This is a genomic window from Curtobacterium salicis (genome assembly GCF_011759505.1).
GTDB classification, from domain to species: Bacteria; Actinomycetota; Actinomycetes; order Actinomycetales; family Microbacteriaceae; genus Curtobacterium; species Curtobacterium salicis.
Genome location: NZ_JAAOYO010000004.1, coordinates 414,126 through 439,073, shown reverse-complemented (window position 1 = coordinate 439,073; position 24,948 = coordinate 414,126). Strand labels below are relative to the sequence as shown.

18 protein-coding genes are annotated in these 24,948 nt (G+C 72.4%); 9 read left to right on the top strand and 9 right to left on the bottom strand.

Annotated elements, in window-relative coordinates; translation table 11 throughout:
• The first annotated feature begins 21 nt into the window (after positions 1-21).
• On the top strand, positions 22-2,139 hold the full coding sequence (locus tag E9228_RS14380; protein ID WP_166781211.1) for an acyltransferase family protein: 2,118 nt from the start codon (positions 22-24) through the stop codon (positions 2,137-2,139).
• Positions 2,140-2,162: 23 nt separating this feature from the next.
• Positions 2,163-3,542 (top strand): O-antigen ligase family protein, encoded by a 1,380-nt coding sequence (locus E9228_RS17650; RefSeq protein ID WP_166781210.1) that lies wholly within the window; start codon positions 2,163-2,165, stop codon positions 3,540-3,542.
• A gap of 80 nt (positions 3,543-3,622) precedes the next feature.
• Here E9228_RS17650 and E9228_RS14370 read toward each other — a convergent pair whose 3' ends face one another.
• Positions 3,623-5,020 (bottom strand): hypothetical protein, encoded by a 1,398-nt coding sequence (locus E9228_RS14370; RefSeq protein ID WP_166781209.1) that lies wholly within the window; start codon positions 5,018-5,020, stop codon positions 3,623-3,625.
• 94 nt (positions 5,021-5,114) lie between these two features.
• Between E9228_RS14370 and E9228_RS14365 the strand changes: the two genes are divergently transcribed.
• On the top strand, positions 5,115-6,416 hold the full coding sequence (locus E9228_RS14365; protein ID WP_166781208.1) for an exopolysaccharide production protein: 1,302 nt from the start codon (positions 5,115-5,117) through the stop codon (positions 6,414-6,416).
• Between the two features lie 54 nt (positions 6,417-6,470).
• On the opposite strand, the gene E9228_RS14360 is transcribed toward E9228_RS14365, so the two are convergent.
• The 4 genes from E9228_RS14360 to E9228_RS14345 form a co-directional block, all read right to left on the bottom strand.
• Complete coding sequence (locus E9228_RS14360) at positions 6,471-7,232, bottom strand: polyprenol monophosphomannose synthase (RefSeq protein WP_166781207.1); 762 nt, start codon at positions 7,230-7,232, stop codon at positions 6,471-6,473.
• Positions 7,233-7,262: 30 nt separating this feature from the next.
• Positions 7,263-8,657 (bottom strand): glycosyltransferase family 87 protein, encoded by a 1,395-nt coding sequence (locus tag E9228_RS14355; protein ID WP_166781206.1) that lies wholly within the window; start codon positions 8,655-8,657, stop codon positions 7,263-7,265.
• Positions 8,658-8,734: 77 nt separating this feature from the next.
• Positions 8,735-10,813, bottom strand: a complete 2,079-nt coding sequence (locus E9228_RS14350) for a hypothetical protein (RefSeq protein ID WP_166781205.1) — start codon at positions 10,811-10,813, stop codon at positions 8,735-8,737.
• Between the two features lie 212 nt (positions 10,814-11,025).
• Entirely contained in the window at positions 11,026-12,069 is a 1,044-nt protein-coding gene (locus tag E9228_RS14345; RefSeq protein ID WP_166781204.1) for a glycosyltransferase, read from the bottom strand.
• Positions 12,070-12,238: 169 nt separating this feature from the next.
• Here E9228_RS14345 and E9228_RS14340 point away from each other — a divergent pair, with 169 nt between their 5' ends.
• The 6 genes from E9228_RS14340 (at position 12,239) to E9228_RS14315 (ending at position 20,212) form a co-directional block, all read left to right on the top strand.
• Entirely contained in the window at positions 12,239-14,806 is a 2,568-nt protein-coding gene (locus E9228_RS14340) for a glycosyltransferase (protein WP_166781203.1), read from the top strand.
• Between the two features lie 72 nt (positions 14,807-14,878).
• A complete protein-coding gene (locus tag E9228_RS14335; RefSeq protein WP_166781202.1) occupies positions 14,879-15,775 on the top strand; it encodes an ABC transporter permease in 897 nt (298 codons plus the stop codon).
• Positions 15,776-15,779: 4 nt separating this feature from the next.
• The gene (locus E9228_RS14330) at positions 15,780-17,018 is read left to right on the top strand and encodes an ABC transporter ATP-binding protein (RefSeq protein ID WP_166781201.1); all 1,239 of its coding nucleotides are present in this window, start codon (positions 15,780-15,782) and stop codon (positions 17,016-17,018) included.
• 1 nt (position 17,019) lies between these two features.
• A complete protein-coding gene (locus tag E9228_RS17645) occupies positions 17,020-18,186 on the top strand; it encodes a glycosyltransferase family 4 protein (protein ID WP_341849900.1) in 1,167 nt (388 codons plus the stop codon).
• Complete coding sequence (locus E9228_RS14320; protein ID WP_166781200.1) at positions 18,183-19,034, top strand: glycosyltransferase family 2 protein; 852 nt, start codon at positions 18,183-18,185, stop codon at positions 19,032-19,034. Before E9228_RS17645 ends, E9228_RS14320 begins: the two co-directional genes overlap by 4 nt.
• Before the next feature lie 44 nt (positions 19,035-19,078).
• On the top strand, positions 19,079-20,212 hold the full coding sequence (locus E9228_RS14315) for a glycosyltransferase family 2 protein (RefSeq protein ID WP_252728145.1): 1,134 nt from the start codon (positions 19,079-19,081) through the stop codon (positions 20,210-20,212).
• Between the two features lie 59 nt (positions 20,213-20,271).
• On the opposite strand, the gene E9228_RS17640 is transcribed toward E9228_RS14315, so the two are convergent.
• The 4 genes from E9228_RS17640 to E9228_RS14295 all read right to left on the bottom strand — a co-directional run bounded on the left by E9228_RS17640 (position 20,272) and on the right by E9228_RS14295 (position 24,830).
• Complete coding sequence (locus E9228_RS17640; protein WP_166781199.1) at positions 20,272-22,068, bottom strand: glycosyltransferase family protein; 1,797 nt, start codon at positions 22,066-22,068, stop codon at positions 20,272-20,274.
• A gap of 113 nt (positions 22,069-22,181) precedes the next feature.
• Positions 22,182-23,045, bottom strand: coding sequence for a glucose-1-phosphate thymidylyltransferase RfbA (gene rfbA, locus E9228_RS14305; protein ID WP_166781198.1), 864 nt, complete (start codon positions 23,043-23,045; stop codon positions 22,182-22,184).
• A complete protein-coding gene (locus E9228_RS14300) occupies positions 23,042-23,665 on the bottom strand; it encodes a dTDP-4-dehydrorhamnose 3,5-epimerase family protein (protein ID WP_166781197.1) in 624 nt (207 codons plus the stop codon). The genes rfbA and E9228_RS14300 overlap by 4 nt, the downstream gene beginning before the upstream one ends.
• Before the next feature lie 43 nt (positions 23,666-23,708).
• Entirely contained in the window at positions 23,709-24,830 is a 1,122-nt protein-coding gene (locus tag E9228_RS14295; protein WP_166781196.1) for a glycosyltransferase family protein, read from the bottom strand.
• Positions 24,831-24,948: the final 118 nt, after the last annotated feature.

Genomic DNA, 24,948 nt, shown 5'->3' with positions numbered 1-24,948 from the left:
ACCGACCGTAAACTGACGGCGATGTCCTCGCCCGTCTCCGCCCCGTCCGACGCCGGCACCGCCGCCGGTCCCACCACCGGCACCCGGTGGGACATCCAGGGGCTCCGGGCCTTCGCGGTCCTGGCCGTGGTGGTCTACCACCTGTGGCCGAACCGGTTGCCGGGCGGCTTCGTCGGGGTCGACGTCTTCTTCGTCATCTCCGGGTACCTGATCACCGGGCACCTGCTCCGCGAACAGGTCCGGTCGGGCCGCATCGCCCTCGGCGCGTTCTGGGCCCGACGCGCGCGACGTCTGCTGCCCGGTGCGTTCCTGACGATCGTGGTGACGGGCGTCGCCGTGCTCCTGCTCGTGCCGAGCTCGCTCTGGGGCCAGTACGGCCGCGAGCTCATCGCCTCGACGGTGTACCTGCAGAACTGGCAACTCGCCTCGGACGCGGTCGACTACCTGGCGAGCGACAACCAGCCCTCGCCCTTCCAGCACTTCTGGTCGCTGTCGGTCGAGGAGCAGTTCTACATCGCCCTGCCGCTCCTGCTCCTGCTCGCCGGACCGGTGCTGCGGCGCACCCGGGCTGGCGGTCCCGTCGGGACCGCGCGGGTGCTGCTCGGGCTGGTCGCGGCGGTCTCCCTGGTCTGGTGCGTGGTCGAGACCCGTACGGCCCCCGGCATCGCCTACTTCTCCACCGCCACCCGCGGCTGGGAGTTCGCGATCGGCGGGCTCGTCGCGACGGTCCCGCTCGCACGCATCGACGCGCCCCGGGTGCGGGCCGTCCGGACGGGAGGCGCGTGGCTCGGTGCCGCGGGTCTGGTCGCGTCGTTGTTCGTGATCACCCCGTCGACACCCTTCCCGGGGACGGCCGCGCTGCTGCCCGTCCTGTCGGCGGCCCTCGTCGTGACCGCCGGCGGTCGGAGCGGTCTGGAGACCGTCGGCCGGCTGGCCCCGGTCGCGTTCACCGGGCGGATCTCCTACGCCGTCTACCTCTGGCACTGGCCCGCCGTCGTGCTCCTGCCGATCGTGCTCGGGCACCCCCTGGGCACCCGGGGCAAGGCGGTCGTGCTGGTCGGCGCGCTCCTGCTCGCCGCGCTCACGACGCTGTTCGTCGAGGAACCCGTCCGCAACGCCGCCTGGGTGCGTCGCCTGCGGCCGCGTCGCGCCGCGGTGCTCGGTCTCGTCGCGACCGTCGCCGTCGTCGCCCTCGGAGCGGGGACGCTCACCGCGCTGCAGGTCCAGGTCCAGCAGGCCGCCGCCTACGCGGCCCGGCTCGAGCGCGGCGACGTCGCGTGCTTCGGCGCCGCGGCCCGGATCGGCTCGTCGGACCCCTGCACCGACCCGCGGCTCGCCGACGTCCGCGTCCCGGCTCCGGCCGCGGTCGCGCGGGACGACGCGAACAGTGGCGCGTGCTGGTCGAACCGCACCGCGGACTTCAACGTCTGCGCACTGGGGCCGCGGTCCGGCTACCGGAAGCACCTGCTCGCCGTCGGCGACTCGCACAACAACGCGCTGATGACGGCGTACCGGGCGATCGCGGAACGCGAGCACTGGCGCATCGACGTCGCCGGCCACATCGGGTGCTACCTGACGAGCGCCGTGCAGGAAGCCCCGACGCAGGGCTACACCGACAGCTGCCAGGGGTGGAAGCGCGCCGCGACCGCCTGGATCAGCGACCACGCCGACGAGCTCGACGCCGTCGTCGTCACCCACGCCACGACGAAGAGCCCGGTCGTCGTCCCGCCGGGCAGCACGGACGAGCAGACCGTGGTGGACGGGCTCGTCACCGCCTGGCGCACCGCCACCGACCGCGGTGTGCCGGTGATCGCCATCCGGGACAACCCGGTCGCGCGCGACGACGTCGTGGCCTGCCTGGCGCAGGTCCAGGGACCCACCGACGGCGCGTGCGACCTGCCGCGCAGCCAGGCGCTCACGGCCTTCGACGGCAACGAACAGGCGGTGGCCGCGATCGGCGCCCGGGCACGGTATGTGGACATGACGGACTGGTACTGCACGGCGACGGTCTGTCCGGCGGTCATCGGCGGGGTGCTCACCCACCGGGACCCGACCCACCTGACGGCGACGTTCGCGACCACCCTCGCACCGTTCCTGGGTGACCGGCTGCGCTCCGCCCTCGGTTCGCTGGGACGGTGACCGTGCGCGCTAGCCTGTCCCCCGTGACGAACACCTGGCCCCTCGCCCGCGGCTCGGTCCCCGAGCGCGAGGCGTTCGCCCTGGCGGCCGTGGTCCTCGGGACGCTCTTCGCCGGTGACGCCGTCCCGAACACCATCACCTGGTACGGCGCGGCAGTCGTCTGGGCGCTCGAGGGTGCCTGGGGCATCAGCGTGGTCGTCCGGGCCCGGCCGCCGATCGCCCGGACACCGCGCGCGCTCTGGCTGTTCCTGGCCTGGTGCCTGGTCACCGTGCTGTGGTCGCACTGGCGTCCGGCGACGCTCGCGAGCCTGGTGGCGCAGGTCGTGTGCGCGGTCGTCGCCTTCGCCATCGCCTCGACGCTGACGTGGCGTCGGATCCTCGACGCCACGAGCCTCGCCTTCCGCTGGGTGCTCGGGCTGTCGTTGCTCTTCGAGGCGGTCGTCGCGCTGTTCGTGCGGCACCCGATCGCACCGATCTGGACGGACTACGGCGATCGGGACGTCCCGGACGCCTTCTACTTCTCGCGGTCCGAACTCTTCACGGGCGGGCGCATCCAGGGTCTGCCCGGCAACGCCAACCTGCTCGCGATGGTGGCCCTGCTCGCGGCGATCGCCGTCGCCGTCCAGTTCGCCGAGGGGCGGCTGCGACGCAACCAGGCGATCGGGTGGCTCGTCGTCGCGGCACTCGTGCTCGGCCTCACCCGGTCCTCCACCGTCCTCGTCGCCGCGGTCGTGGTCGTCGTCGCGGCTGCCGTCGCGCTCTGGATGCGTCGGGTGCCGAGCGGCCGTCGCGGACCGCGGTACGCCGGGCTCGCCGTCGCCGCGGTCGTCGTGGTGGGGGTCGCCGTGACCGCCCGGGGTCCGCTCACCGGGTTGCTCGGACGCTCCTCGGACCTGACCGGACGGGGCACGATCTGGCAGCAGGTGTGGGGCCTCGTCGAGCAGCACCCCGTCGTGGGGTGGGGGTGGATCGGCTACTGGTGGCCGAACATCCCCCTGCTCGCCGACCTGGCCCCCCGGCACGGCGTGCAGTACCTGCAGGCGCACGACGCCGCGCTCGACGTGTGGATGCAGACCGGCCTGGTCGGGCTCGCGCTGTTCGCCCTGTACGTCCTGACCACGCTGGGCCGGTCGTGGTCGAGCGCCACGCGCGCCGGCTTCGGCCCGGACCTCGCGCCCCGGCCGTTCGACCCGGTCACGCTCTTCCCGCTGCTCGTCGTCGTCGCGCTCCTGGTCCAGGCCGTCGCCGAGTCGCGGCTGCTCTACCAGGGCAACTGGGTCTTCTTCGCCCTCATCGCGATCAAGTCCCGGATCGTCCTGGTCACCGAGGAACCGGCGTCCGTCGGTGACGGGGTGCGGACCCCGCGCACGAAGCGGGAGTTCCGTTGGGCCGCACGGCCCTGAGAGCCGACATGCCCTGACAGCCGACATGCCCTGACAGCCGACACGCGCTGACGGCCCACGTGCCCGGGACGCTCCTGCGCTCAGGGGGAGCGCAGGACGAGCGAGCACGGGACGCGCGCGTTCCACGGCAGCGCCCCGATGAGCAGCTCCCGGTCCGGGTCCGCGCGACACCACGTCCGGGCGTCGGCGAACTGGGGCTGCCACGCCGGCCCGGCGCTCCGCTGTGCGGTGCCCGGGACGTTGCCCACCCAGGAGGCGACGACCACCGCCACCACGCACCAGCCGGTGACGGCGAGGACGACGCGCATCGCGCCTCCCGTCCGACGCGCCGGACCGGCCGGACGCGGCCGGTCGACCAGGACCGATGCCGCGACCACGACCGCGCCGGTGACGAGCAGCCCTGCTGCGGCGCCGTAGCGGGACGGCGTGGCCTCGATCAGCGCGTGCCGCGCCGCGCTGGACCAGTGGCCGTCCGCGGACGCGTTCGCGACGAGCGCCGCGGTCCACACCGCGCCGGACCCCACGGCGAGTGCTGCGGCCAGGACGGCGGCCCGGCGCCGCCGGGTGCCGGCCGCGACGACCACGCCGAGGGTGACGACCACGCCGAGGGCGACGGCGGGGACGGCGACGACGCCCCAGCCGCCGTCGGCCACGGCACGTCCGACGGCCCCGAGGTCGGCACGCCAGAGCCCGCCGACGGTCTGCAGGAGCCACCCGGTGACGACGTCGGACGGTGCGGGGTCGCCCGGTTCGGACTCGCGTTCCGTGGTGAGTGCGGTGACCACCTGCGCGGTCCCGACCACGACCGCGGCGAGCGTCACCGGCAGTGGCCGGAGGCGCGAGGACCAGGGCCGGACCGGGCGCTCCCCCGCGCGTGGCCCGGTCGATGGTGACGCGGACCGCCAGCTGAGCGCGAGGAGCGGCAGGAAGAGCACGGCCTGCGCCTCGGTCCCGACCACCAGCACGGTGACGACCGCCAGCACGAGGGCACCGCCCCACGTCCGGACGCGGTGGGCGACGAGCCACGGTGCGAGGACCAGGCCGAAGGTGTGCAGGTTCGCGGCGTTGCCGGAGATCTCCCACGGTGCGGTCGGGAGCAGGACCGGTGCGGCGGCGAGCAGCAGGCGGAACGGCCACGACGGCACGGCGTCCCGCGCCAGCACGAACACCGCGGCGCACACCGCCCCGGTGAGCGCGCAGCAGATCGCGGACACGGCCAGGGCGTACCGGTCCACCGGCAGCAGCAGCGCCGCGTCGACGACCAGGCGCGGTCCGAGGTGCAGGTAGCCCGCGTAGGGGTGCAGGAGGCTGTCGACCGGACCGAGTGCCAGCCGCTCCCGCAGGAACAGGCCGGCGTCCTCCGCCCAGGCCGTCCCGCGGGCCAGGGGGCCGAGCCGTTCCCAGGCCGTACCGGCGGCGAGCAGGCCGACGAGCACAGCGGCCAGGGCCGACCAGGCGCGGGACCGTGAGACAGCCATCGGGGTCCGACGGTAGCCGTGGTTCGACGATCCGCGATATCGACGCTCCGCGATGACGCAGGTGCACCACGCCCGCGTGCGAGAAGATGGTCCGATGACGGACGCCCGGACGACGCGCCTGGTGCTCGCGCGCCGGTACCTGTCCGCGTGGATCGGGTTCTCGGCCGGCGGCCGTTTCAGCCAGGCGCTCGCCACCGCCATCGTGCTCTTCGCGTTCGCCGAGCCCACCGTCCGTGTGCTGGTCGGGACGGCCGGTACCTGGGCCGTCCTGGTGACCCTGGTCGTCCTCGCCGGCCTCAGCCTGCTCGGGCAGCGCTACCGCATCGAGTGGCACGGTGTCCTGCCGCTGTCCCTGCTCGCCTTCGTCGGGTACTGCGGCCTGAGCGTGCTCTGGAGCGAGTACTCCTGGGTCGCGCTCCGGGGGTTCACCGCGACCGTCGGCTTCGTCGGCCTCGGCCTGTACCTGGCGCTCGGGCGTGACCTGGTCCAGGTCATCCGGGCGTGCGGCGACGCCTTCCGCGTCCTGCTCGTCGTCACCCTCGGACTCGAGGTGCTCGCCGGCCTCGTGCTCGACACCCCCATCCCGGCGTTCGGCATCCGTGGTGACATCGCCTACGGCGGCCCGATCCAGGGCATCGGCGGCACCCGAAACTTCATGGGGTTCATCGCCGCCATGGCCCTGGTGACCTTCGTCGTCGAGTTCCTCACACGATCCGTGACGCGGTGGCGGGCGATCGGTTCCACCGGCATCGCCGTGGTCACGCTGATGCTCGTGCAGTCACCGATCACCGGGCTGGCGATGATCGCCCTGGCCGTGACCGCGCTCGCGCTGTGGTCGCTGCGGCACGCGCGAGCGGGGACCCGGCCCGTGGTAAACACGGTCCTCGCGGCGACCGTCGTGGCGATGGGCGTCTTCCTGGTGCTCGCCCGCCGCCGTGTCCTGCCGGAGATCGGCGCCGCCGGCGGGACGTCGACCCGCCTCGACCTGTGGCGTCAGATGCAGCTCTTCATCGACCAGTACCCGATCCAGGGGTGGGGCTGGGTGGGTACCTGGCCGAGCGAACCGGTCCTGCCCTACGTCAGCTTCGTGGACCCGGCCGGGCTCCGCTTCACGTCCGGACTGGACGCCGTCGTGGACGCCTGGTTGCAGGTCGGTCTGGCCGGCATGCTGCTGCTGGTCGGCGCCGCGCTGCTGGCCTTCACGCGCTCCTGGGTCACGGCGACGACGTTCCCCGGCGTCGCCTACGTGTGGCCGGCGGCGGTGCTCGTGCTGCTGGGCGTCACCAGCGCCGCCGAGAGCTACGTGCTGCACGGCGCCGGCCTGATGGTGTTCGTGACCGTGCTGGTCGTCTCGGCCCGACGCCGGTCCTGGCGTCGGCGGCTGCCGCAGCTCTGACGTCGGCTCTGACGCCGCTCGCCGCGGAGGCCGGGGCACGCGGGCCGGAGCGGCTCAGACCCGCTTGGTACCCAGGTGCAGACGGCGCTGCAGACCCCACTGCGTGGTGCGGACCATCGCCTCGACGATGATGTCCTTGCTCATCTTGGACACGCCGTGGATGCGGTCCCGGAAGCGGATCGGCACCTCGACGATGCGACCGCCCAGGTCGTGTGCCCGCAGGGTCATGTCGATCTGGAAGCAGTAGCCCTTCGAGTCGATCGACCCCAGGTCCATCCGCGCGATGGCGTCGGCGCGGTAGACCCGGAACCCGGCGGTGATGTCGTGCACGTCGAGACCCAGCAGGATCCGGGCGTAGGTGTTCGCGCCACGGCTGAGGACCTCGCGACGCTTCGGCCAGTCGACGACCGACCCGCCGCGCATCCACCGCGACCCGATCGCCAGGACGACGTCGTCCGACGGGTCGGCGTCCGCGACGGCGCTGATGAGCGCCGGGAGCCGGTCGGCGGGGTGGGAGCCGTCCGCGTCCATCTCGGTCAGCAGGTCGAACCCGTGCTCGAGGCCCCACCGGAAGCCCGCGACGTAGGCCGTACCGAGTCCGAGCTTGCCGGCGCGGCGCAGCAGGTGCACGCGCTCGTCCTCGGCGGCGAGGGCCGCGACGAGGTCACCGGTGCCGTCCGGGCTGCCGTCGTCGACGACGAGCAGGTGCGCGGTCGGCACCGTCTCGAGGATCCGGCCGGCGATGTCGTGGATGTTCTCGGCCTCGTTGTAGGTCGGGACGATCACGAGGGTCCGGAGGTCGGTGCTGTTGGTCATGTCTCTCTCAGGTTCTGCGGTCGTGCGCGGTCAGCGCGAAGCGTTCCGGTCGATCAGGAGGCAGGGCACGGTGGTGGCCCACTGCGGACCCGGTGCGATCTGCACGGTGGCGTTGCCGGTGGGTTCGCGCGAGCAGGTCGACTCCGAGGAGTCCACCTGCTGGTCCCAGAACGGGCCCCCTTGGCGGTTCGCCTTGTCCATCTGGTAGTTCGCCACGAAGGTCGTCACGACCGCCAGCGCGAGGACGGCCCCCGCGACGACGGCGACGGTCCGTGCGCGGCGGGACGTGGTCGTCCGGGCACGCAGCAGAGCCACGTCGACGACCACGACGAACGCCGCGACGATGTACATCGACGCGGCCGCCGTGTAGCGGAACGTCCACATCCCGACCCACTTGCCGTCGTCGAAGTGGGCGAACGCCAGCATCTCGTTCGGGTTGAACCACACCGCACCGAACCACACCGCGGCGGAACCCCAGAGCATCGAGGCGAGGAGCCACCGCTGCCGGGCGACGCCGAACCAGAAGCCCACCAGGACGACGACCAGGGCGACCGCGAACGGGACGAGCACGACGGCGAGGCCGTGCTCGGCGATGAGCCGTCCGACCGTCGGCATGCTCCAGGTGACGGACCCGGCGACGGGCTGCACGACGTACCCGAGGACCATGTCCGCGATCGAGTCGTGCGGGACCGAGGACGGCGCGCGCGGGTGGAGCAGGGTGGTCACCACCTGCGCCGCACCGCCCAGGAACGTGCCGGCGATGACCGGCCAGCGGTGCCGGTTCCGGAGTCCGAGCAGGAAGAGGGGGAAGAACGCGACGACCTGGATCTCGGTCAGGCCGGCGAGCAGTGTCGCGACACCGAGCAGGATCCCCTTGGTCCAGCCCCGGACCGGGGTCAGCAGCGCGAACGGCACGAGGAACATCAGGAACCAGTGCAGGTTCGCGACGTTGGCCTGGATCTCCATGGGGCCGAGCGGCACGAGCGCGGGCACGAACGCGAGCAGCACCCGGGCCACGACGGACCGGACGACGCCGGCTGTGAGCACGTACACGGCGGCACCGACCGCGCCGGTCAGCAGCACGCAGAGGATCGACACCGTGACCGCGAACCGGTCGATCGGGGCGACGTGCGAGGCGATCGCGACCACGATGCGCGGCACCACGTGCAGGTACCCGGCGTAGTCGTGGAACAGCGCCCCGACGACGCCGAGGTCGAACTGCTCCTCGAGGAAGACCTTGCCGTCCTCGGCCCACACGGTGTTGCGGACCTGGGGGGTCAGCCGGAACCAACCCGCCGCGCTGACGACGATCCAGACGAGCACCGGGACCGCGACCGCGAGGAGGCGCTGCCGTCGGTCAGGGACGACTGCCGCGCCTGGGGCGGTGTCCGCCGGGTCCCGCGCTGGCGGTCTTGTCTCGAGCACCGGACGATCCTCTCACAGCGGTCGTGCCCGACCGTGGAGCGCGGCTGTGGGTGTCCTCGGGCTCCCACAGCCCCGGGTCAGCGGACGGTGACGGTGCGGCACCCGAGGGTGGCGTTCGGGCCGCCCTGCGAGTCGATCGCGTAGGCGCACACCGAGCGTGCCCCCTTCTTCGCCGCGACCTTCAGCGTCCAGCCGTGCTGGGCGCCGGCGCCCGGGTACGCGGCGTCGACGTCGTACCGGACGGCGCGGGCGAGCACACGCTTGCCCACCCCGTCGACGTAGACGTCCACGGACACCGGGGCCGCCTTCGTGTCGGTGTCGAGCGCCCAGCCGGCGGCCGTGACCGTGCCCGTGCCGCCCGTGACGGTGTCGAGACTGCCGACCGGCAGCGTGTTCCGGACGGTCACCTGCTTGCAGCCGATCGAGGCCCTGGCGGGTCCGGCGCCGACGCCGTTCGCGGTCACGCACACCCGGTGGGTCCCGATGCTCGCGAGCCACGTGCCGGAGAACCCGTGCGCGGTCCCCCACGCCGGGTACGTCTTGCCGACGTCCTGTCGGGTGCGGTCCGCGCGGATGCCGTGCTCCACGCCGTCGATGCTGACCCGGACGGTGATCGGCCCGGTGGCGTCACCGTCGAGTGCCCAGCCCGCGACGCGGATGGAGCTCGACGTCGTCGGGATGCTCGTGATCTTGCCGATCGGGGTGCTGCCGGGCGAGGTCACGCTGCGGCAGGACCCGACCTGCCGGTCGGCGCCGGCCTTGACGTTGACGCCGGTGACGCAGTAGCTGTGCGCCCCGACGGTGGTCGGGATCGTGGTGGCGAAGCCGTGCTTGCCGCCGAGCGCCGGGTAGGCCGATGCGACGTCCGCGCGGGACACGCCAGCGCTCACCCGGGTGACGTACTGCCCGTCCCGGTAGACCCGGGCGCCGATGGCGCCCTTCGCCTCGGGGTCGACGGCCCAGCCGGTGAGGGTCACGGTGCCGCCCTTGTTCGCGACGACGGAGTCGAGGGAGCCGGTCGGCGAGCCGTCGAGGACGGTGACGGTCTTGCACCCGAGGGACGCGCTCGTCGATCCCGTGGCCGCCTTCGCCGTGACGCAGACCTGCTGCGAGCCGGGCGGGGCGGCGATCGTGGCGCTGAACCCGTGCGCGGCGCCGAGCCCGTACGCGGAGGCGATGTCGGACCGGTTCGCGTTCGCGGCGATCGTCCGTGTGGTCGACCCGACGGTGACGACGACCTTGGTGCTCGACTTCGTCCGGGTGTCGAGCGCCCATCCGTTGACGCTGACGGTGTTCCAGGACGCGGTCACGCCGTCGAGGTTGCCCTTGGCCGTGGTCGGCGCCGAGGTGGTGGACCCGAACCAGTCGGTGTACATCCGCCAGAAGTTCCGGTTGCCGTAGGCCGAGCAGCCGTCACCGGTGCCGTAGAGGTTGCCCAGCGCGGCCGTGTTCGGGGTGTACGGCGTGTAGTAGTACAGCGCGGCGGTGGCCTTGTTCTGCACCGCGACGGACTTCGTGCCGCAGGAGGTCGGGACGTTGTACTGGATCGCGCGGTCGCCGCCCGGGTTGAACCAGGTGAAGTAGTTGCTCGTGCCGGCCGGGTTGCCGTAGCGCTTCCACTGCCATGCGGACCAGTACACCTGGTTGCCCACGCCGGCGTAGGCCGGGTCGCAGTGGCCGCCGACGTTGTCGGGGCACGCGTACCCCATCGCCCGCTCGAGCACGGCGGCGGACGGCCCGCGCGAGGTCACGAGTCCCTGCTCCTTCTGGAGCGTGACGAGCATGACCTTCGGGCTGATCCCGCAGGCGGCGCCGACCCGGGTCAGGATCTGCGCGGCGGACAGCGAGGACCCTCCGGTCACGGCACTGCACATGGCGTCCGCACCGCGGCTGTTCATCGAGTACCGGCCGTTCCGGAGGCAGCCGCTGTTGGTGCAGGAGGACACCTGCCCGTTCAGGAACGTCTGCACCTGGTCGACGGTCATCGCGGTGCCGTTGTAGAAGTTCGCGTCCGAGATGATGTTGCCGGCCTGGAACGACGAGCCGCTCAGGGCGCTGGCACGCTCCTGCTGGGCTGCCGGGCCGGCGATCTGGAAGCCGACCAGCACGCTCGCGACGGCGAGCACACTGGCGATGATGGCGACGAGCTTCTTCACGTCGGAGGCCTTTCCGGGGGCGGCGACGGGGTGGGGTTCGGCACGCGGTTCGGGTGCTGTGTCCCCCGACCCCTGATGGCGGCGGAAACACACGCGTCACAGCAGACTACCTGCGCCACAGCGATCACACAGCCCCCCGTCCGGCCCCCCGAACGGAGGGCGTCCGCCGGGCCGGACCGGCCGGGAGGCACGGCGCGGGCCCGCCCCGCTGCTCACCGCGAGCGGTCGGCTCCGTCGAACAGCGCCTCGACACGGCGGCGGTCCGCTGCCGACCAGCCGTCGCGCCGCCGGAGGTGACGCGCACGCCGGAGCGCGGCAGGAGCCTCCCGGACGAGACGCCACCAGGCCGACGGCGGCAGCTGCGCACGGCTCGGACGCACGAGGTCCCGGACCAGCCGCACGGCCGTGCGTGCCAGGACCCGCGCCACCATCGCGTCGGATGCGTCCCGGGCCGTCACGACCAGCCGGTTCCGCATGCTCTGGGACCGGACGAGTGGCGAGTCACTGCCCGAGCTCGCCGCGTGCCGGTGCACGACGACGGCGTCCGGCGCGGAACCGATCCGGTAGCCGGCGAGCCGGAGACGCCACGCCAGGTCGAGGTCCTCGTAGTACATGAAGAGGGACTCGTCGAAGCCCCCGACCGCGGCGACCGCCGACCGCCGGAGGAACGCGGCGCCACCGGAGAAACCGAAGAGCGGTGCGACCTCCGGAGCGTCGTCGATCGGTCGCAGCCAGTCCCGGTCGCGGCCGTTGCCCGAGCGGTCCAGGACGACCCCGGTCCCGTTGACCAGCGTCACGCCGCCGGTCGGCACCCGACGCCACCGCCGCCCGTCCGCCGCCACCAGGTCGTCGTCGGAGCGCGGCGCACCGGACTCGACACGGACGAACCGACCCTCGAGCACCGCGGTCGCGGCGACCGCAGCCGTCTCCGCTCCCCCGGCGGCGAGCGCGGCGAGCCCGCGGTCGAGGAACCCGTGGTCCGCGACCGCGTCGTTGTTGACCAGGACGACGACTTCGCCCGTGGACGCGTCGATGCCGCGGGCCACCCCGCCGGCGAACCCGGCGTTGGTCGGTTCCGGGACGACCACGATCGACGGGAAGTCGGACCGGTACGCCCGCACGGTGGCGTCGTCGGCGTCGTTCACGACGAGGACCACCTCGACCGCGGCGTCGACCCGCTGCGACAGCACGGACTCGAGCGCCCGCCGGGTGAGTTCGGGCTGGTGCCAGTCGACGATGACCACGGAGACGTCCACGTCGACAGTCTCCCAGTCCGCGCACGGTGGCCGGACCCGGCGCACCGTGCGAGCACGCCCAGCAGGTCCCCGGGAGGCCCGTGGGGTTCTCGGTATAGTGGTGCCGCCTTCCGGGGTACCCGCGGTGCGCCCTCGGCGTGCCCCTGCCAGTCGACGTACGGAGCCACCCATGTCCACTTCCGCACCCCGCGTGTCCGTCGTCGTCATCAACTTCCGGGGCACCGACGACACCCTCGAGTGCATCGCCCGGCTCAGCGAGGTCGACTGGCCGGCGGACCGTCTGGAGATCGTCGTCGTCGAGAACGGCTCCGGCGACGACAGCGAAGCCCGGCTCCGTGCGGCACTCGGCGACCAGGCCAACGTGCGGATCATCGTCTCGGCCGAGAACCTGGGCTTCACCGGCGGCAGCAACCTCGGCGCGCGCGAGGCCTCGGGCGACGTGGTGGCGTTCCTCAACAACGACGCCAAGCCGCACGTCGACTGGGTCAAGGAGGGCATCGCCGGGTTCGCCCCGAGCCCCCGTGTCGCCGCCGTCGCGAGCAAGGTCCTCGACTGGGAGGGCCGCACGATCGACTTCGTCGAGTCCGGTCTCAGCTGGTTCGGCATGGGCTACAAGGCGCACATCGCCGAGGTCGACGACGGCCGCTTCGACACCCCGCAGGACCTGCTGTTCGGCACCGGGTCGGCACTGTTCGTGCGCCGCGACGTCTTCCTCGAGGTCGGCGGCTTCGACGAGGGCCTGTTCATGTTCTACGACGACGTGGACCTCGGCTGGCGCCTCAACCTGCTCGGCTACCGCGTCCGGTTCGCCCCGCGCTCGGTCGTGTTCCACAAGCACCACGGCTCGATGAAGTCGTTCGGCGACCACCGCGAGATGTACCTGCTCGAGCGGAACGCCCTGCACCTGCTCTACAAGAACCTGTCCGACGAGAACCTCGGGGTCTTCCTGCCGGCCGCACTGGCCCTCCTCGCCCGTCGCGCCGTCGCCAAGAGCGGCCGTGACTCGGAGGAGTTCGACATCCGCCGCTTCACCGGGGCGCCGGACGAGTTCGACGCCCTGACGCCGATCTCGAAGGAGACCGTCGCCGGCTTCTTCGCGCTCGACCAGTTCGTGGCCGACCTGCCGCGCCTGTCCGAGGAGCGACGCCGGATCCAGTCACAGCGCGTGCGCAGCGACAAGGACGTCTTCCGCCTGTTCGGCGACGCGTTCAAGCCGCTCTTCGAGGACGGCTACTTCCTGGAGGGCTACCGCGCCATCCTCGAGGCGTTCGACATCGAGGCGCCGATGCACCGCACCAAGGTCCTCGTCATCACGGGTGACGCCCTCGGCGAGAAGATGGCCGGCCCGGGCATGCGCGCGTGGAAGATCGCCGAGGCACTGTCGTCCGACAACGACGTCCGGCTGGTCACCTGGAACGTCGCGAACCGGAAGTCCGACGCCTTCGAGGTCACCCGCGTCCCGCTCCAGCACGAGCGTGCGATGCGGGAACACGAGGAGTGGGCCGACGTCATCTTCTTCCAGGGCTACGCGCTGCACCACTTCACGACCCTGCAGAAGTCGAACAAGATCATGGTCGTCGACCTGTACGACCCGATGCACCTCGAGCAGCTCGAGCAGGCGCGCGACAACGGCGACGTCGGCTGGCGCAACCAGGTGACCAGCACGACCGAGGTCATCAACGCCCAGCTCGAGCGCGGCGACTTCTTCCTCTGCGCGTCGGAGCGGCAGCGACTGTTCTGGCTCGGGCAGCTGGCCGCGGTCGGCCGCGTCAACCCGGACAACTACCTGGCGGACGACAACCTCAACAAGCTCATCGCGATCGCGCCCTTCGGCATGGACTCGAAGCCGCCGCAGCACGAGCGCAAGGCCATCCGGGGCGTCACACCGGGCATCGGCGAGGACGACAAGGTCGTCATCTGGGGCGGTGGGATCTACAACTGGTTCGACACCCCCTCGCTCGTCCGGGCGGTCGCGCAGGTCGCCGAACGCCACGACGACATCCGCCTGTTCTTCCTCGGCGTCGCGCACCCGAACCCGGACGTGCCGGAGATGGCGATCGTCGCCGAGACCCGGCGCATCAGCGAGCAGCTCGGCCTGACCGGCAAGCACGTCTTCTTCAACGAGCAGTGGGTCGCGCTCGACGACCGACAGAACTACCTGCTCGAGGCCGACGCCGGCGTGAGCACCCACTTCGCGCACATCGAGACCACGTTCTCGTTCCGCACCCGGATCCTCGACTACATGTGGGCGAACCTGCCGATCGTCACGACCGACGGGGACAGCTTCGGCGACCTGGTCGCGGCCGAGGGCATGGGCGTCGCCGTGAAGGAACGCGACGTGGACGCGCTCGCTGCCGCCCTCGAGTCGATGCTGTACGACCCCGAGGCCGCCGCCGCCGCACGTGCCGCGGTCAGCCGTGTCCGCGACGACTTCACGTGGGAGCGCGCGCTCGCACCGCTCGTCGAGTTCTGCAAGGACCCACAGGTCGCCGCGGACCGTGCGCACGACGCCGCCGTCCCGGTCGGTTCGGTCACCGCGGGCAGCCGCCCGCGGGTCGCGCTCAGCCCGGCCCGTGCGCGCGAGATGGAGTTCCACGAGATCGCCAACAGCCGGCACGGCGTGGTCCGCGACGTGCGCCTGGCCACCTGGTACCTCAAGCAGAACGGTGTCTCGGGGCTCCGGGACAAGGTCCAGAACCGTGTGCGCATCATGCGGGAGAGCAAGAACGGGCGCTGAGGGTCGCAGCGACCCGTCCCGAGGGCCGATGTACAGTTGTCCGTCGCCCCAGCGCACCAACGTGAGGAACCCATGAGCAACATCGTCAGCGAGCGGTTCGAGCGTCTCCGTCAGGAGCGCATGGCCCCCGCCGGTCGTCCGGCCACCGCGGTGCTCGGTTCCATCAAAGAGGTCATCGCCCACCGGCAGCTGCTCGACCTGCTGATCCGGCGCGACCTGAAGTCGCGGTACAAGGACAGCGCGCTCGGCTTCGCGTGGACCTTGATCCGGCCGCTGGTGCAGCTCGCGATCTACTACTTCGTCCTCGGACAGATCCTCGGGGCGTCGCGGAACATCCCCGAGTTCGCCATCTACGTCTTCTCCGGGCTGACCCTCTACGGGCTGTTCAGCGAGATCGTCGCCTCCGGGACGGCCTCGATCGTCTCGAACGGCGGCCTGATCAAGAAGGTCTACCTGCCCCGCGAGATCTACCCGCTGGCGAGCGTCGGTGCCGCGCTGTTCAACTTCGTGGTGCAGCTCGTCGTGCTCCTGGCCGCAGCGGTCCTGCAGAGCGGGTTCGACTGGCTCCGCCCGGACCTGCTCTACTTCTTCCCCGCCACGCTCGTGATCCTCATCTGGGCGACGGCACTGGCGCTCCTGCTCGCGGCGGCCAACGTGTACCTCCGCGACATGCAGTACCTCGTCGAGGTCCTGGTGCTGCTGCTGATGTGGGGCTCCCCCATCGTCTACAGCTGGCAGATGGTCTCGAACGCCGCGAACACCTGGCTGCTGAACCTGTACACCGCCAACCCGATCACCCTCGCGGTGCTCGGCATCCACCGGGCGTTCTGGACCGCGGGCAACGACGCGCAGTACCCGTCCCACCTGCTGCTCCGCCTCGGCATCGCGGCCGTCGTCGGCCTCGTCGCCCTGGTGGTCTGCCAGCGTGTGTTCGCCAAGCTGCAGGGCAACTTCGCCCAGGAGATCTGATCCGATGACCATCGACAACGACCTCGTCCAGGCCACCACCTCGCCGTTCTCCGACGCTCCCGCCGTCGTGACCGTCCGGAACGTCTCGAAGCGGTTCACGATCCGCAAGGACAACTCGCTCAAGGAGCGCGTCGTCACCCTGGGTCGCGCCGGACGCCGGCACAGCGAGGACTTCTGGGCCCTCAAGGACGTCAGCCTCGACATCCCCGCCGGCACCACGATCGGGCTGCTCGGGCCGAACGGCTCCGGCAAATCGACGCTGCTGAAGACGATCGGCGGCATCCTCGAGCCCACCACCGGCAGCGTGGAACGGCGCGGTCGCCTGGCGGCCCTCATCGAACTCGGTGCCGGGTTCCACCCCGACCTGACCGGCCGCGAGAACGTCTACCTCAACGCCGCGATCCTCGGCCAGACGCAGGAGGAGACCGAAGCCCGCTTCGAGGACATCCTGCAGTTCTCCGGCATCGGCGACTTCATCGACACCCAGGTGAAGTTCTACTCATCCGGCATGTACGTCCGACTGGCCTTCGCCGTCGCGATCAACACCGACCCCGACGTGCTGCTGGTCGACGAGGTCCTGGCCGTCGGCGACGAGCAGTTCCAGAAGAAGTGCCTCGACAAGATCCGCGAGTTCCAGGCCCAGGGTCGGACGATCATCCTGGTCTCGCACTCGCTCGGGCAGGTCCAGGAGCTCTGCGACTCCGCCGTCGTCCTGCACCACGGCGAGGTCATGTTCCAGGGCTCGGCCCGCCTGGCGGTGAAGAACTTCCGCGAGATCCTCGAGGACCGCCGTGTCGCCGAGGTCGAGGCGAACCACCCGGAGGAGACCGCCAGCCCCGGCAAGGTCGAGCACGTCGAGCTCGAGATCCCCGGCAAGCCCGAGGGCGCCGAGCACCGGCACGGCGACGACCTGGTGGTCCGCGCCACGTTCTCGCACACCACGGTGCTGCCCGAGTGGCGGGCCGGCATCAAGATCGAGACGCACCTGGGTCACCCCGCGTTCGGCGTCGACAGCCGGCAGCTCGAGACCCACCACGACCCGCTGCGGGGCACCGCGACCGTCGAGTGGCACCTGCACGACTTGCGACTCGGTGGCGGCCAGTACTTCGTGCACGTCTTCCTGGCGAAGCCGAACGGCGAGCACATCGTGATCCAGCGCGAAGCCGCCCGCTTCGTCGTCGTCGACGAGGACACGCAGTCCGGCATCGCCTGGACGCAGACCACCGAGCGCCAGGTCGGCTGAGGTGCGGGCACTCCCCGTGCTCGTCGACGCCACGTCGATCCCGCCGAACCGAGGTGGCGTCGCCCGGTACATCTCCGGGCTGCTGCAGGGACTGGTGGAACGCGACGTCAGCGTGGCCGTCGTCGTCAAGGCCGAGGACCTGGACTGGTTGCGCGCGCTGGCGCCCGGGCACCGGTACCGCACCGCACCGCGCTGGACGTCCTCGCGGCCCCTGCGCCTGGTATGGGAGCAGGTCGGGCTGCCCGCGCTGCTGCGCGGTGCCGGGGCTGAGGTCCTGCACAGCCCGCACTACACGTTCCCGGTGACCCGGGCCTCCCGGACCGTCGTCACCCTGCACGACGCGACCTTCTTCTCGGACCCGGCCGCGCACTCGCGACTCAAGCGGACGTTCTTCCGGACCTGGACGCGGCTCGCCCGCCGGGCTGCCCGCGCGACCGTCGCACCGAGCGCGGCCACCGTCGCCGAACTCGACCGGTTCGCCGGGCGGCCGCGACGCCGGACGGTCGTCGCCCACCTGGGCGTCGACGCACGGGTGTTCCACGTGCCGACAGCCGACGAGGTCGCGGCCTTCCGGGCAGCCCACCAGCTCGACGCGGGCGCCGACTGGATCGCGTTCCTCGGCACGGTCGAACCACGCAAGCAGGTGCCGGCGCTGATCGCCGCGCACCGCGCCCTCCGCGATCGCGCGGCCGACACTGCCGCCGACAGCCCCTCCGCCACCGGCACCGGCACTGTCCCGACGTTGCTCGTCGCGGGCGGACTCGGCTGGGACGACGCGGCGGCGGCGGCGCTCACCGCAGCCGGCGACGCCCCCGGCGCTCCCCTGCGCTACCTCGGCTACCTGCCCGTCGACGAGCTGCGGGCGTTCCTCGGTGGCGCCCGTGTGGTGGCGTACCCCAGCACCGGTGAGGGGTTCGGCCTGCCCGTCCTCGAGGCGATGGCCTCGGGCGCCGACGTGCTCACGACCGACCGTCTGGCGATCCCCGAGGTCGGCGGCGACGCCGTCACCTACGTCGAACCCGAGACCACTGCGATCCGGGACGGCCTCGCCGCACTGCTCGGCGACACCGCCGCCGTGCGCGCCGAACGGACCGGTCGGGCACGGCGGCGTGCGGCCACGTTCACCTGGGCGGCCTGCGCCGACCGGCACCTCGAGGTGTACGCATGAGCGCCGCCGACCGCGCGGCGATCGTCACCGTCACCTACAACTCCGACGACGTCCTGCCCGACTTCCTCGCCTCCACCACCGCAGCGAGCGGTACGTCGGTCGAGATCGTCGTGGCGGACAACGACTCGGCGACCGCGGAGCACCTGCGGGGGGTGACCGAGGCCGCCGGTGCCCGGTTCGTCGCGGTCGGGGCGAACCTGGGCTACGGCGCAGCGGTGAACCGTGCCGTGGCGACCCTCGACCCGGACGTCCGCTGGATCCTCGTCTCCAACCCCGACGTCGTCCTGGAACCCGACGCCCTGGACCGCATGATCGCCACCGCGTCCGCCGACCCCACGATCGGTGCGGTCGGACCCCGCCTGCTCGAGCCGGACGGCGCGGTGTACCCGTCCGCCCGGCTGATCCCGTCCCTCCGGACGGGGCTCGGTCACGCGGTGTTCGCCAACGTGTGGCACGACAACCCCTGGACCAAGCGCTACCGCCAGGACGGCGACCACACCGTCCGCCGGGACGCCGGCTGGCTCTCCGGGGCCTGTGTGCTCGTGCGGCGGGACGTCTTCGAGCGGCTCGGCGGCTTCGACGAGGCGTTCTTCATGTACTTCGAGGACGTCGACCTGGGGTGGCGGATCGGGCGGCTCGGCCTCCGGAACGTGTACGAGCCCGACGCCGTCGCGACCCACGTCGGCGGGACCGCCACGCAGGGCTCCTCCGAGCGGATGCGCCGGGCACACCACCAGAGCGCCTACCGGTTCCTGGCCCACAAGTACGCCGCCTGGTGGCTCTGGCCGCTCCGGACACTGCTCCGCGTCGCACTCGCCGTCCGGGCCCGTGCGACGCACACCGGCTGAACCCCGGTAACCTCTCAGGGAGCAGTCCCCCGCCCCGAACCGGAATGCAGCACATGATCCTCGCCGTCACCCTGATGGTCCGCGACGAAGCGGACGTCCTCCCTGCCTGGCTCGACCACCACGTGGCCCAGGGCTTCGACGTGTTCGTCATCACCGACAACGGCTCGATTGACGGCACGACCGAGCTGCTGACGGCCTTCGCCGAGCGGGACGACGTCACCGTGGACCTGCGCCACGACCCGGTCCACCGCAAGCAGCAGGGCACCGTCGTCACCGGGATGGCGCGCGACGCCGCCGCCGTGCACGGCGCGGACTGGGTCGTCAACGCCGACGCGGACGAGTTCGTCATCCCCGTCGACCGGACGCTGACGGTCCGCCAGGTCTTCGAACGCCTCGACCCCGTGGTCGGTGCGTTCTTCGTCCCGGTCGTCAACCTGACCGGCGAGCTCGCCGAGTCCGGAGCCGGGATCGAGCGGCTGCACTGGCGTGACGAGCGCTCCGTCGTCGAACTGCGGGCGGCGGGGCTCATCGCTCCCCCGACGCCGAACACGGTGCACGTCGGCGACCCGTCGGTGACGGTCATCCAGGGCAACCACCGCGCCAGCGTCGCGAACGGTGCCCCGGTGCCGGAGGGACTCGCGCTCGAGGTGCTGCACCTGCCCTGGCGCTCCTGGGAGCAGTACGCACACCGGGTCGAGGTCAGCGGCCGGGCGTACGAGGACAACCCCGAACTCACCCCGAGCCCGCGCCACCACGGCATGACGGACTACCGGCGGCTGCAGGAGGGCGTGCTCCAGGCCGTCTTCTCGCTGCGGTTCGTGACCGACGCCGACGCGGCCAGCGGTCCCTTCACCCGGGACGACGGGATCGCCGAGGTCCTGCGTCGTGCCGACTCCGCCGCGCTGCCGGCTGCCCCGGACCCGGTGGTCGGCGCCGACGAGCTCCGGTCGCTGCAGCGGCTCGGACGCTCGATCGCCGGACGGGACGCCCGGATCCAGGACCTCGAGGACGCGGTCCGCGTCGGCGAGGAGACCGCCGACACCCTGCGGCGGACCGTGCAGTTCGAACGGACCCGCGCCGAGTCGTTCCAGGCGGAACTCGCCCGCACGCACGCTCGCCGCGTCGTCCGGCTGGCGGACCGGGCGGGCGTCCTCGCCCGTCGACTGCGCACCCGCTGAGGGCTCCGACCCGAGCGGACCGACACCGCCCGAGCGGACCGACGGCCGCGCCGGAACGGTCAGCGGCGTGCCCGCTCCCGTCGGACCGCGTCGAGCAGCGTCTCCGCCCGGCGCGTGAAGGAGTGCTCCGCGCCGATGCGGGCACCGCGTGCCGCTCGGTCCTCGGCCGAGGCGGACTCGCCCAGTGCGACGAGCGCACGGAGCTCGGCAGCGTCGGCGTAGGGACGCACCGCCCCGTGGAACAGCTCGGCGACGCCGGGCACCGGGTCGGTGACGACGAGAGCTCCGGAGGCCGCCGCGTCGAAGAGGCGGTTCGACACGAAGCCGTCCCGCGCCATGTCGTCCCAGTGGTCGTTGAGTACCACCCGCGCACTCCGGTAGAGGGCCGGGAGCCGGTCGTTCGGGACGAACACGCCGCGGTGCACGCCGTCGGGCAGCAGTCCCTCCCAGCCCTCGCCCCAGACCGCGAGGTCGACACCGGCGGTGACGGCGTCGCGCACGACCGGGCGGAACACCCGACGCGTCTTGCCGACGAAGGCGGTGTCGAGGTCCGGGAACGCCGGGTCGGCCGGTCCGGGGTGGAACCGTGCCGGGTCGGTGGCCTGCAGCAGGGGTGCCACGGGCAGCCCGGTCTCCCGCGCCACGCGTGCACCCCACACCGGACCGGCGGCGAAGCGGAGGTCGTACCGGGCGAGCTCCGCCGGGGTCACCAGGTCAGGGTGCGAGATCACCCAGAGGACGTTGGTCGCCGTCGGGTGGACCGGGGTGTCGTCGAGGCCGCGGAGGGTCAGCGCGACGTCGTCGAGGTGCTCGGAGAACGGCCGGACGTGCGACTCGCGGTGGTCCACGACGACGTCCTGCCCGAGGGCGCGCAGCGCGGCGGCGAGGTCGTGCGCGAAGAACGTGTCGCCCCAGTCGTCGCCACGGGGTCCGGGGTGTGCCGCGATCCGGATCGACCAGCGGAGCCGCTCACCGCGGTCACCCGTGGCCAGGCGTTCGGCGCGGACCACCGGTTCGCGCAACGCCACGGGGGCTCCGGCCGGGTCGGCGGTGCCCGCCGCCGGACGGAAGCCGAGGCGGGCGAGCGCGTCCACCGCCGAGTCGTCGGCGCGGTCCCGCCAGGTGGCGAGTGCGTCCGCCGCGTCGCCGTCGTAGCGACGTTCGCGGAGCGGCTCGGTTCGGTACACGCGTCCGAGCGGCAGCACGACGCAGTCCCCGTCCGCAGCGTCCGCGGTGTCGCGGGTGAGGCGGGCCACGGCGGTCCGGGTGTCCACGGTGCGGACCGGGACGGCGAGCGCGGTGGTCCGTGCGGCGAAGCAGGGCTCGTCACCGGCGAAGACCCGCGCTCCCTTCAGTGCGTCGGCGTCCTCGGCGGGGTGTCCACGCAGGAGGGACGCGACCGGGGCGGTGCCGTGCACCAGCACCGCGCCGGCGCTCGTGACCACGTCGGCTCCGGACCGGACGACGGGGAGGGCGACCACGGCCTCCCGGTCCGCGCCGCCGACCGGCGTGACCGCTGCGACGAGGCGCTCGAGGGCCCCGGCCGGCAGGGCGACGTCGGCGTCCTGCACGACGACCACCGCGGACCGGAGGACGGCCCGGGCTGCGGCCACCGCGCCACCCCAGGTCGCGGCCACCGTCGGGCGCGCCACGAGGTGGTCGTCCCCGGCCAGCACCGGCGGGTACGTGCTCGTCGGCCCGGCGTGCACGTCGTACACGGACACGACGACCGTCGCGGCCCCCGCCGCGCGGGCGCCCTGCACGGCCGCCAGGTGCCCGCCGTCCCGGTGGACGGCCTGCCGGACCGTCACGACCACGTCGAACCCGTCGCGGTCGACGACCGGCGCGTCGGTCACCAGGGACGTGTCGACCGGGAGGCCCGGGCCGGCCCCGTCGTGCGGGTCCGGCTCCGGTGCGTCCGGAGGCGACGGGGCCGTGCCCCGACCGAGCAGTCGGCGGAGCGCCACGGTCAGCTGCGGAGCAGGTTCTGCAGGTACACGCCGTAGCCGCTCTTGGCGAGCGGGGCGGCGAGGGCCGCGAGGGCGTCGTCGTCGATCCAGCCGTTGCGCCAGGCGATCTCCTCGATGCAGCCGATCTTGTGGCCCTGGCGGTCCTCGATGACCTTGACGTACTCGGACGCCTGCATCATCGACTCGAACGTGCCGGTGTCGAGCCACGCGGTGCCACGGTCGAGGACCTCGACGCCGAGCGTGCCGGCTTCGAGGTAGCGCTCGTTGACCGTCGAGATCTCGAGCTCGCCGCGGGCGCTCGGCTCGATGGTCTTGGCGATCTCGACGACGTCGTTGTCGTAGAAGTACAGCCCGGGCACCGCGTAGTTGGACTTCGGGTGCGCCGGCTTCTCCTCGATGGAGACCGCGGTGAAGTCGTCGTCGAACTCGACGACGCCGTACGCCTTCGGGTCGGCCACGTGGTACGCGAAGATCGTCGCGCCCTGCACCGTGGTGTTCTTCTGCAGGCTCGTGCCGAGGCCGGTGCCGTGGAAGATGTTGTCGCCGAGGACCAGCGCCACACTGTCGTCGCCGATGAAGTCCTCGCCGATGACGAACGCCTGGGCCAGGCCGTCGGGGCTCGGCTGCACGGCGTACTCGATCGTCATGCCGAGGGCCGAACCGTCGCCGAGGAGTGCCCGGAACTGGTCGTTGTACTCGGGGGTCGTGATGACGAGGACCTCGCGGATGCCGGCCATCATCAGGGTCGACAGCGGGTAGTAGACCATCGGCTTGTCGTAGATGGGCATCAGCTGCTTCGAGATGCCCTTGGTGATCGGCCAGAGGCGCGTGCCGGAGCCGCCGGCGAGGATGATGCCCTTCATGCGGCGCTCCCCTGCGGCTTCGTGCGGAGCGACTCGGTGTAGGCGAGGCACTCCTCGTACGTCGGCAGGAGGCCCTGCTCGGCGGCCTGCTCGAGCGTCGGCGCGCTGGTGTCCTTCTCGGACAGGACGAGTTCACCGATGCCGTCGGGCAGCGCCAGACCCACGGTGGGGTCGAGGATGCTGATGCCCTTCTCGCGCTCCGGGTCGTAGTGCGCGCTGACCAGGTAGTTCACGGTGGAGGCGTCCTCGAGCGCGACGATCGCGTGCCCGAGCCCCTCGGAGAGGTAGACGGCACGACGGTCGACGTCGTCGATGCGGACCGAGTCCCACTGCCCGAACGTCGGCGACCCGACGCGGATGTCGATGATGTAGTCGATGAACGCGCCACGCACGGCGGTGACGTACTTCGCCTGGCTCGGTGCGACGAGGGCGTAGTGGATCCCGCGGGCGACGCCCTTCGACGAGATCGACATGTTCACCTGCCGCAGGTCGAGCGGGTGGCCCACCGTCTCTTCGAGCACGTCGGCACGGTAGGCCTCGAGGAAGGCCCCTCTGGCGTCGCCGTGCTGGACGGGCGTGAACTCCCACGCGCCGGGGATCTTCAGTTCGCGGATCTGCACCGCTGCAGCCTAGCAAGCGCGACGCGCCGCACGGGTCGGCGCCTCAGGACAGGCCGAGCGCGCTCCGCCAGGCCCGCTCGCCGGCCTGGTCGGCACCGACCGTGCGCTCGTCGAGGACGTACCGCCGGGCCTGGGCGACCCGCCCGGCGGACTCCCGGAAGGCGGTGAGCAGGGCGTCCCGCCACGCGACCGGGTCGTCCCCGACGAGGAGACCCCCGTGGCCGTCGGCCCCCCGGTACGACGGCCGGTCGGAGCCGACGAACGGCAGCCCGAGCATCGTGTACTCGAGGAACTTGAGGTCGCTCTTGGCGTCGTTGAACCGATCGCCCGTCAGCGGTGCCACGCCCGCCGACCACCGCGGCGCCCGGTCGCGGAGGAAGGCCACGAAGTCCGGGTGGTGCACCGCGTCGTCCGGCAGCGGCAACCGGTCGAACCACGTCTCGTCCGCGCCGGTGACGCCGACGACCTCGAGCCGGACGGGGCGCCCCTCGTCGTCGGTCAGCCCGTCGAAGACCGGCCGGAGCAGGTCGAGGTCGCCGCCGTGCGTCGCGCTGCCCATGTAGAGGACCCGGCGGACACCGTCGGCCGTCGGTCCGGTGCGGTCGGCGCGCACCCGGTCCGCCGCGTCCCACAGGCCGGGCTGCACGCCGTTCGGGACGACCACCGCGGACACGCCCTGCTCGGCGAGGACGTCGCGCAGCGTGTCGGTCGACACGACGACGGCGTCCGCGGAACGGACCAGTCGGTCGACGGCGGCGAGCCGGTCCTGGTCGTACTCGGCCTGCGCGAGCCGGGCACGTGCCTCCCGGGTGAAGAAGTCGTCGTCCACCTCGGCGACGATGCGGGTCCCCTCGCGGGAGGCGCGTGCGAACGCCGCGTCGAGGGCGGCCAGTGGGAACGCGTCACGCTGCACCAGGATCGCGTCGAGGTGCGCGGTGTCCGACCCGTCCGCCCAGCGGACCGGGTCGACCTGGGCGACGCGTGCGGCCCCGGAGGCGGCCAACGCGCTCATCCGCCCGGTGACCCGGACGTGCGCGGAGGCCGGGTGCACGCCACCGGCACCGTGCACGACGAACCCGACGAGGGGGGCCGGTTCCGACGGCGTGGACGCCGTGCGAGCCGATCTGCCGAGGATGCGGGCGACGGTCGACCGGAGTGCTGCCATGGGCCCATGGTCGCACGACGGCCGATGAGCCTGCATAGACTGCAGGGTCTGTGCGTCCACGTAGGATGGTCGCCGACTTCCCGTACCCGGTGCATCCGCCGGCCGACGACACCAGGGA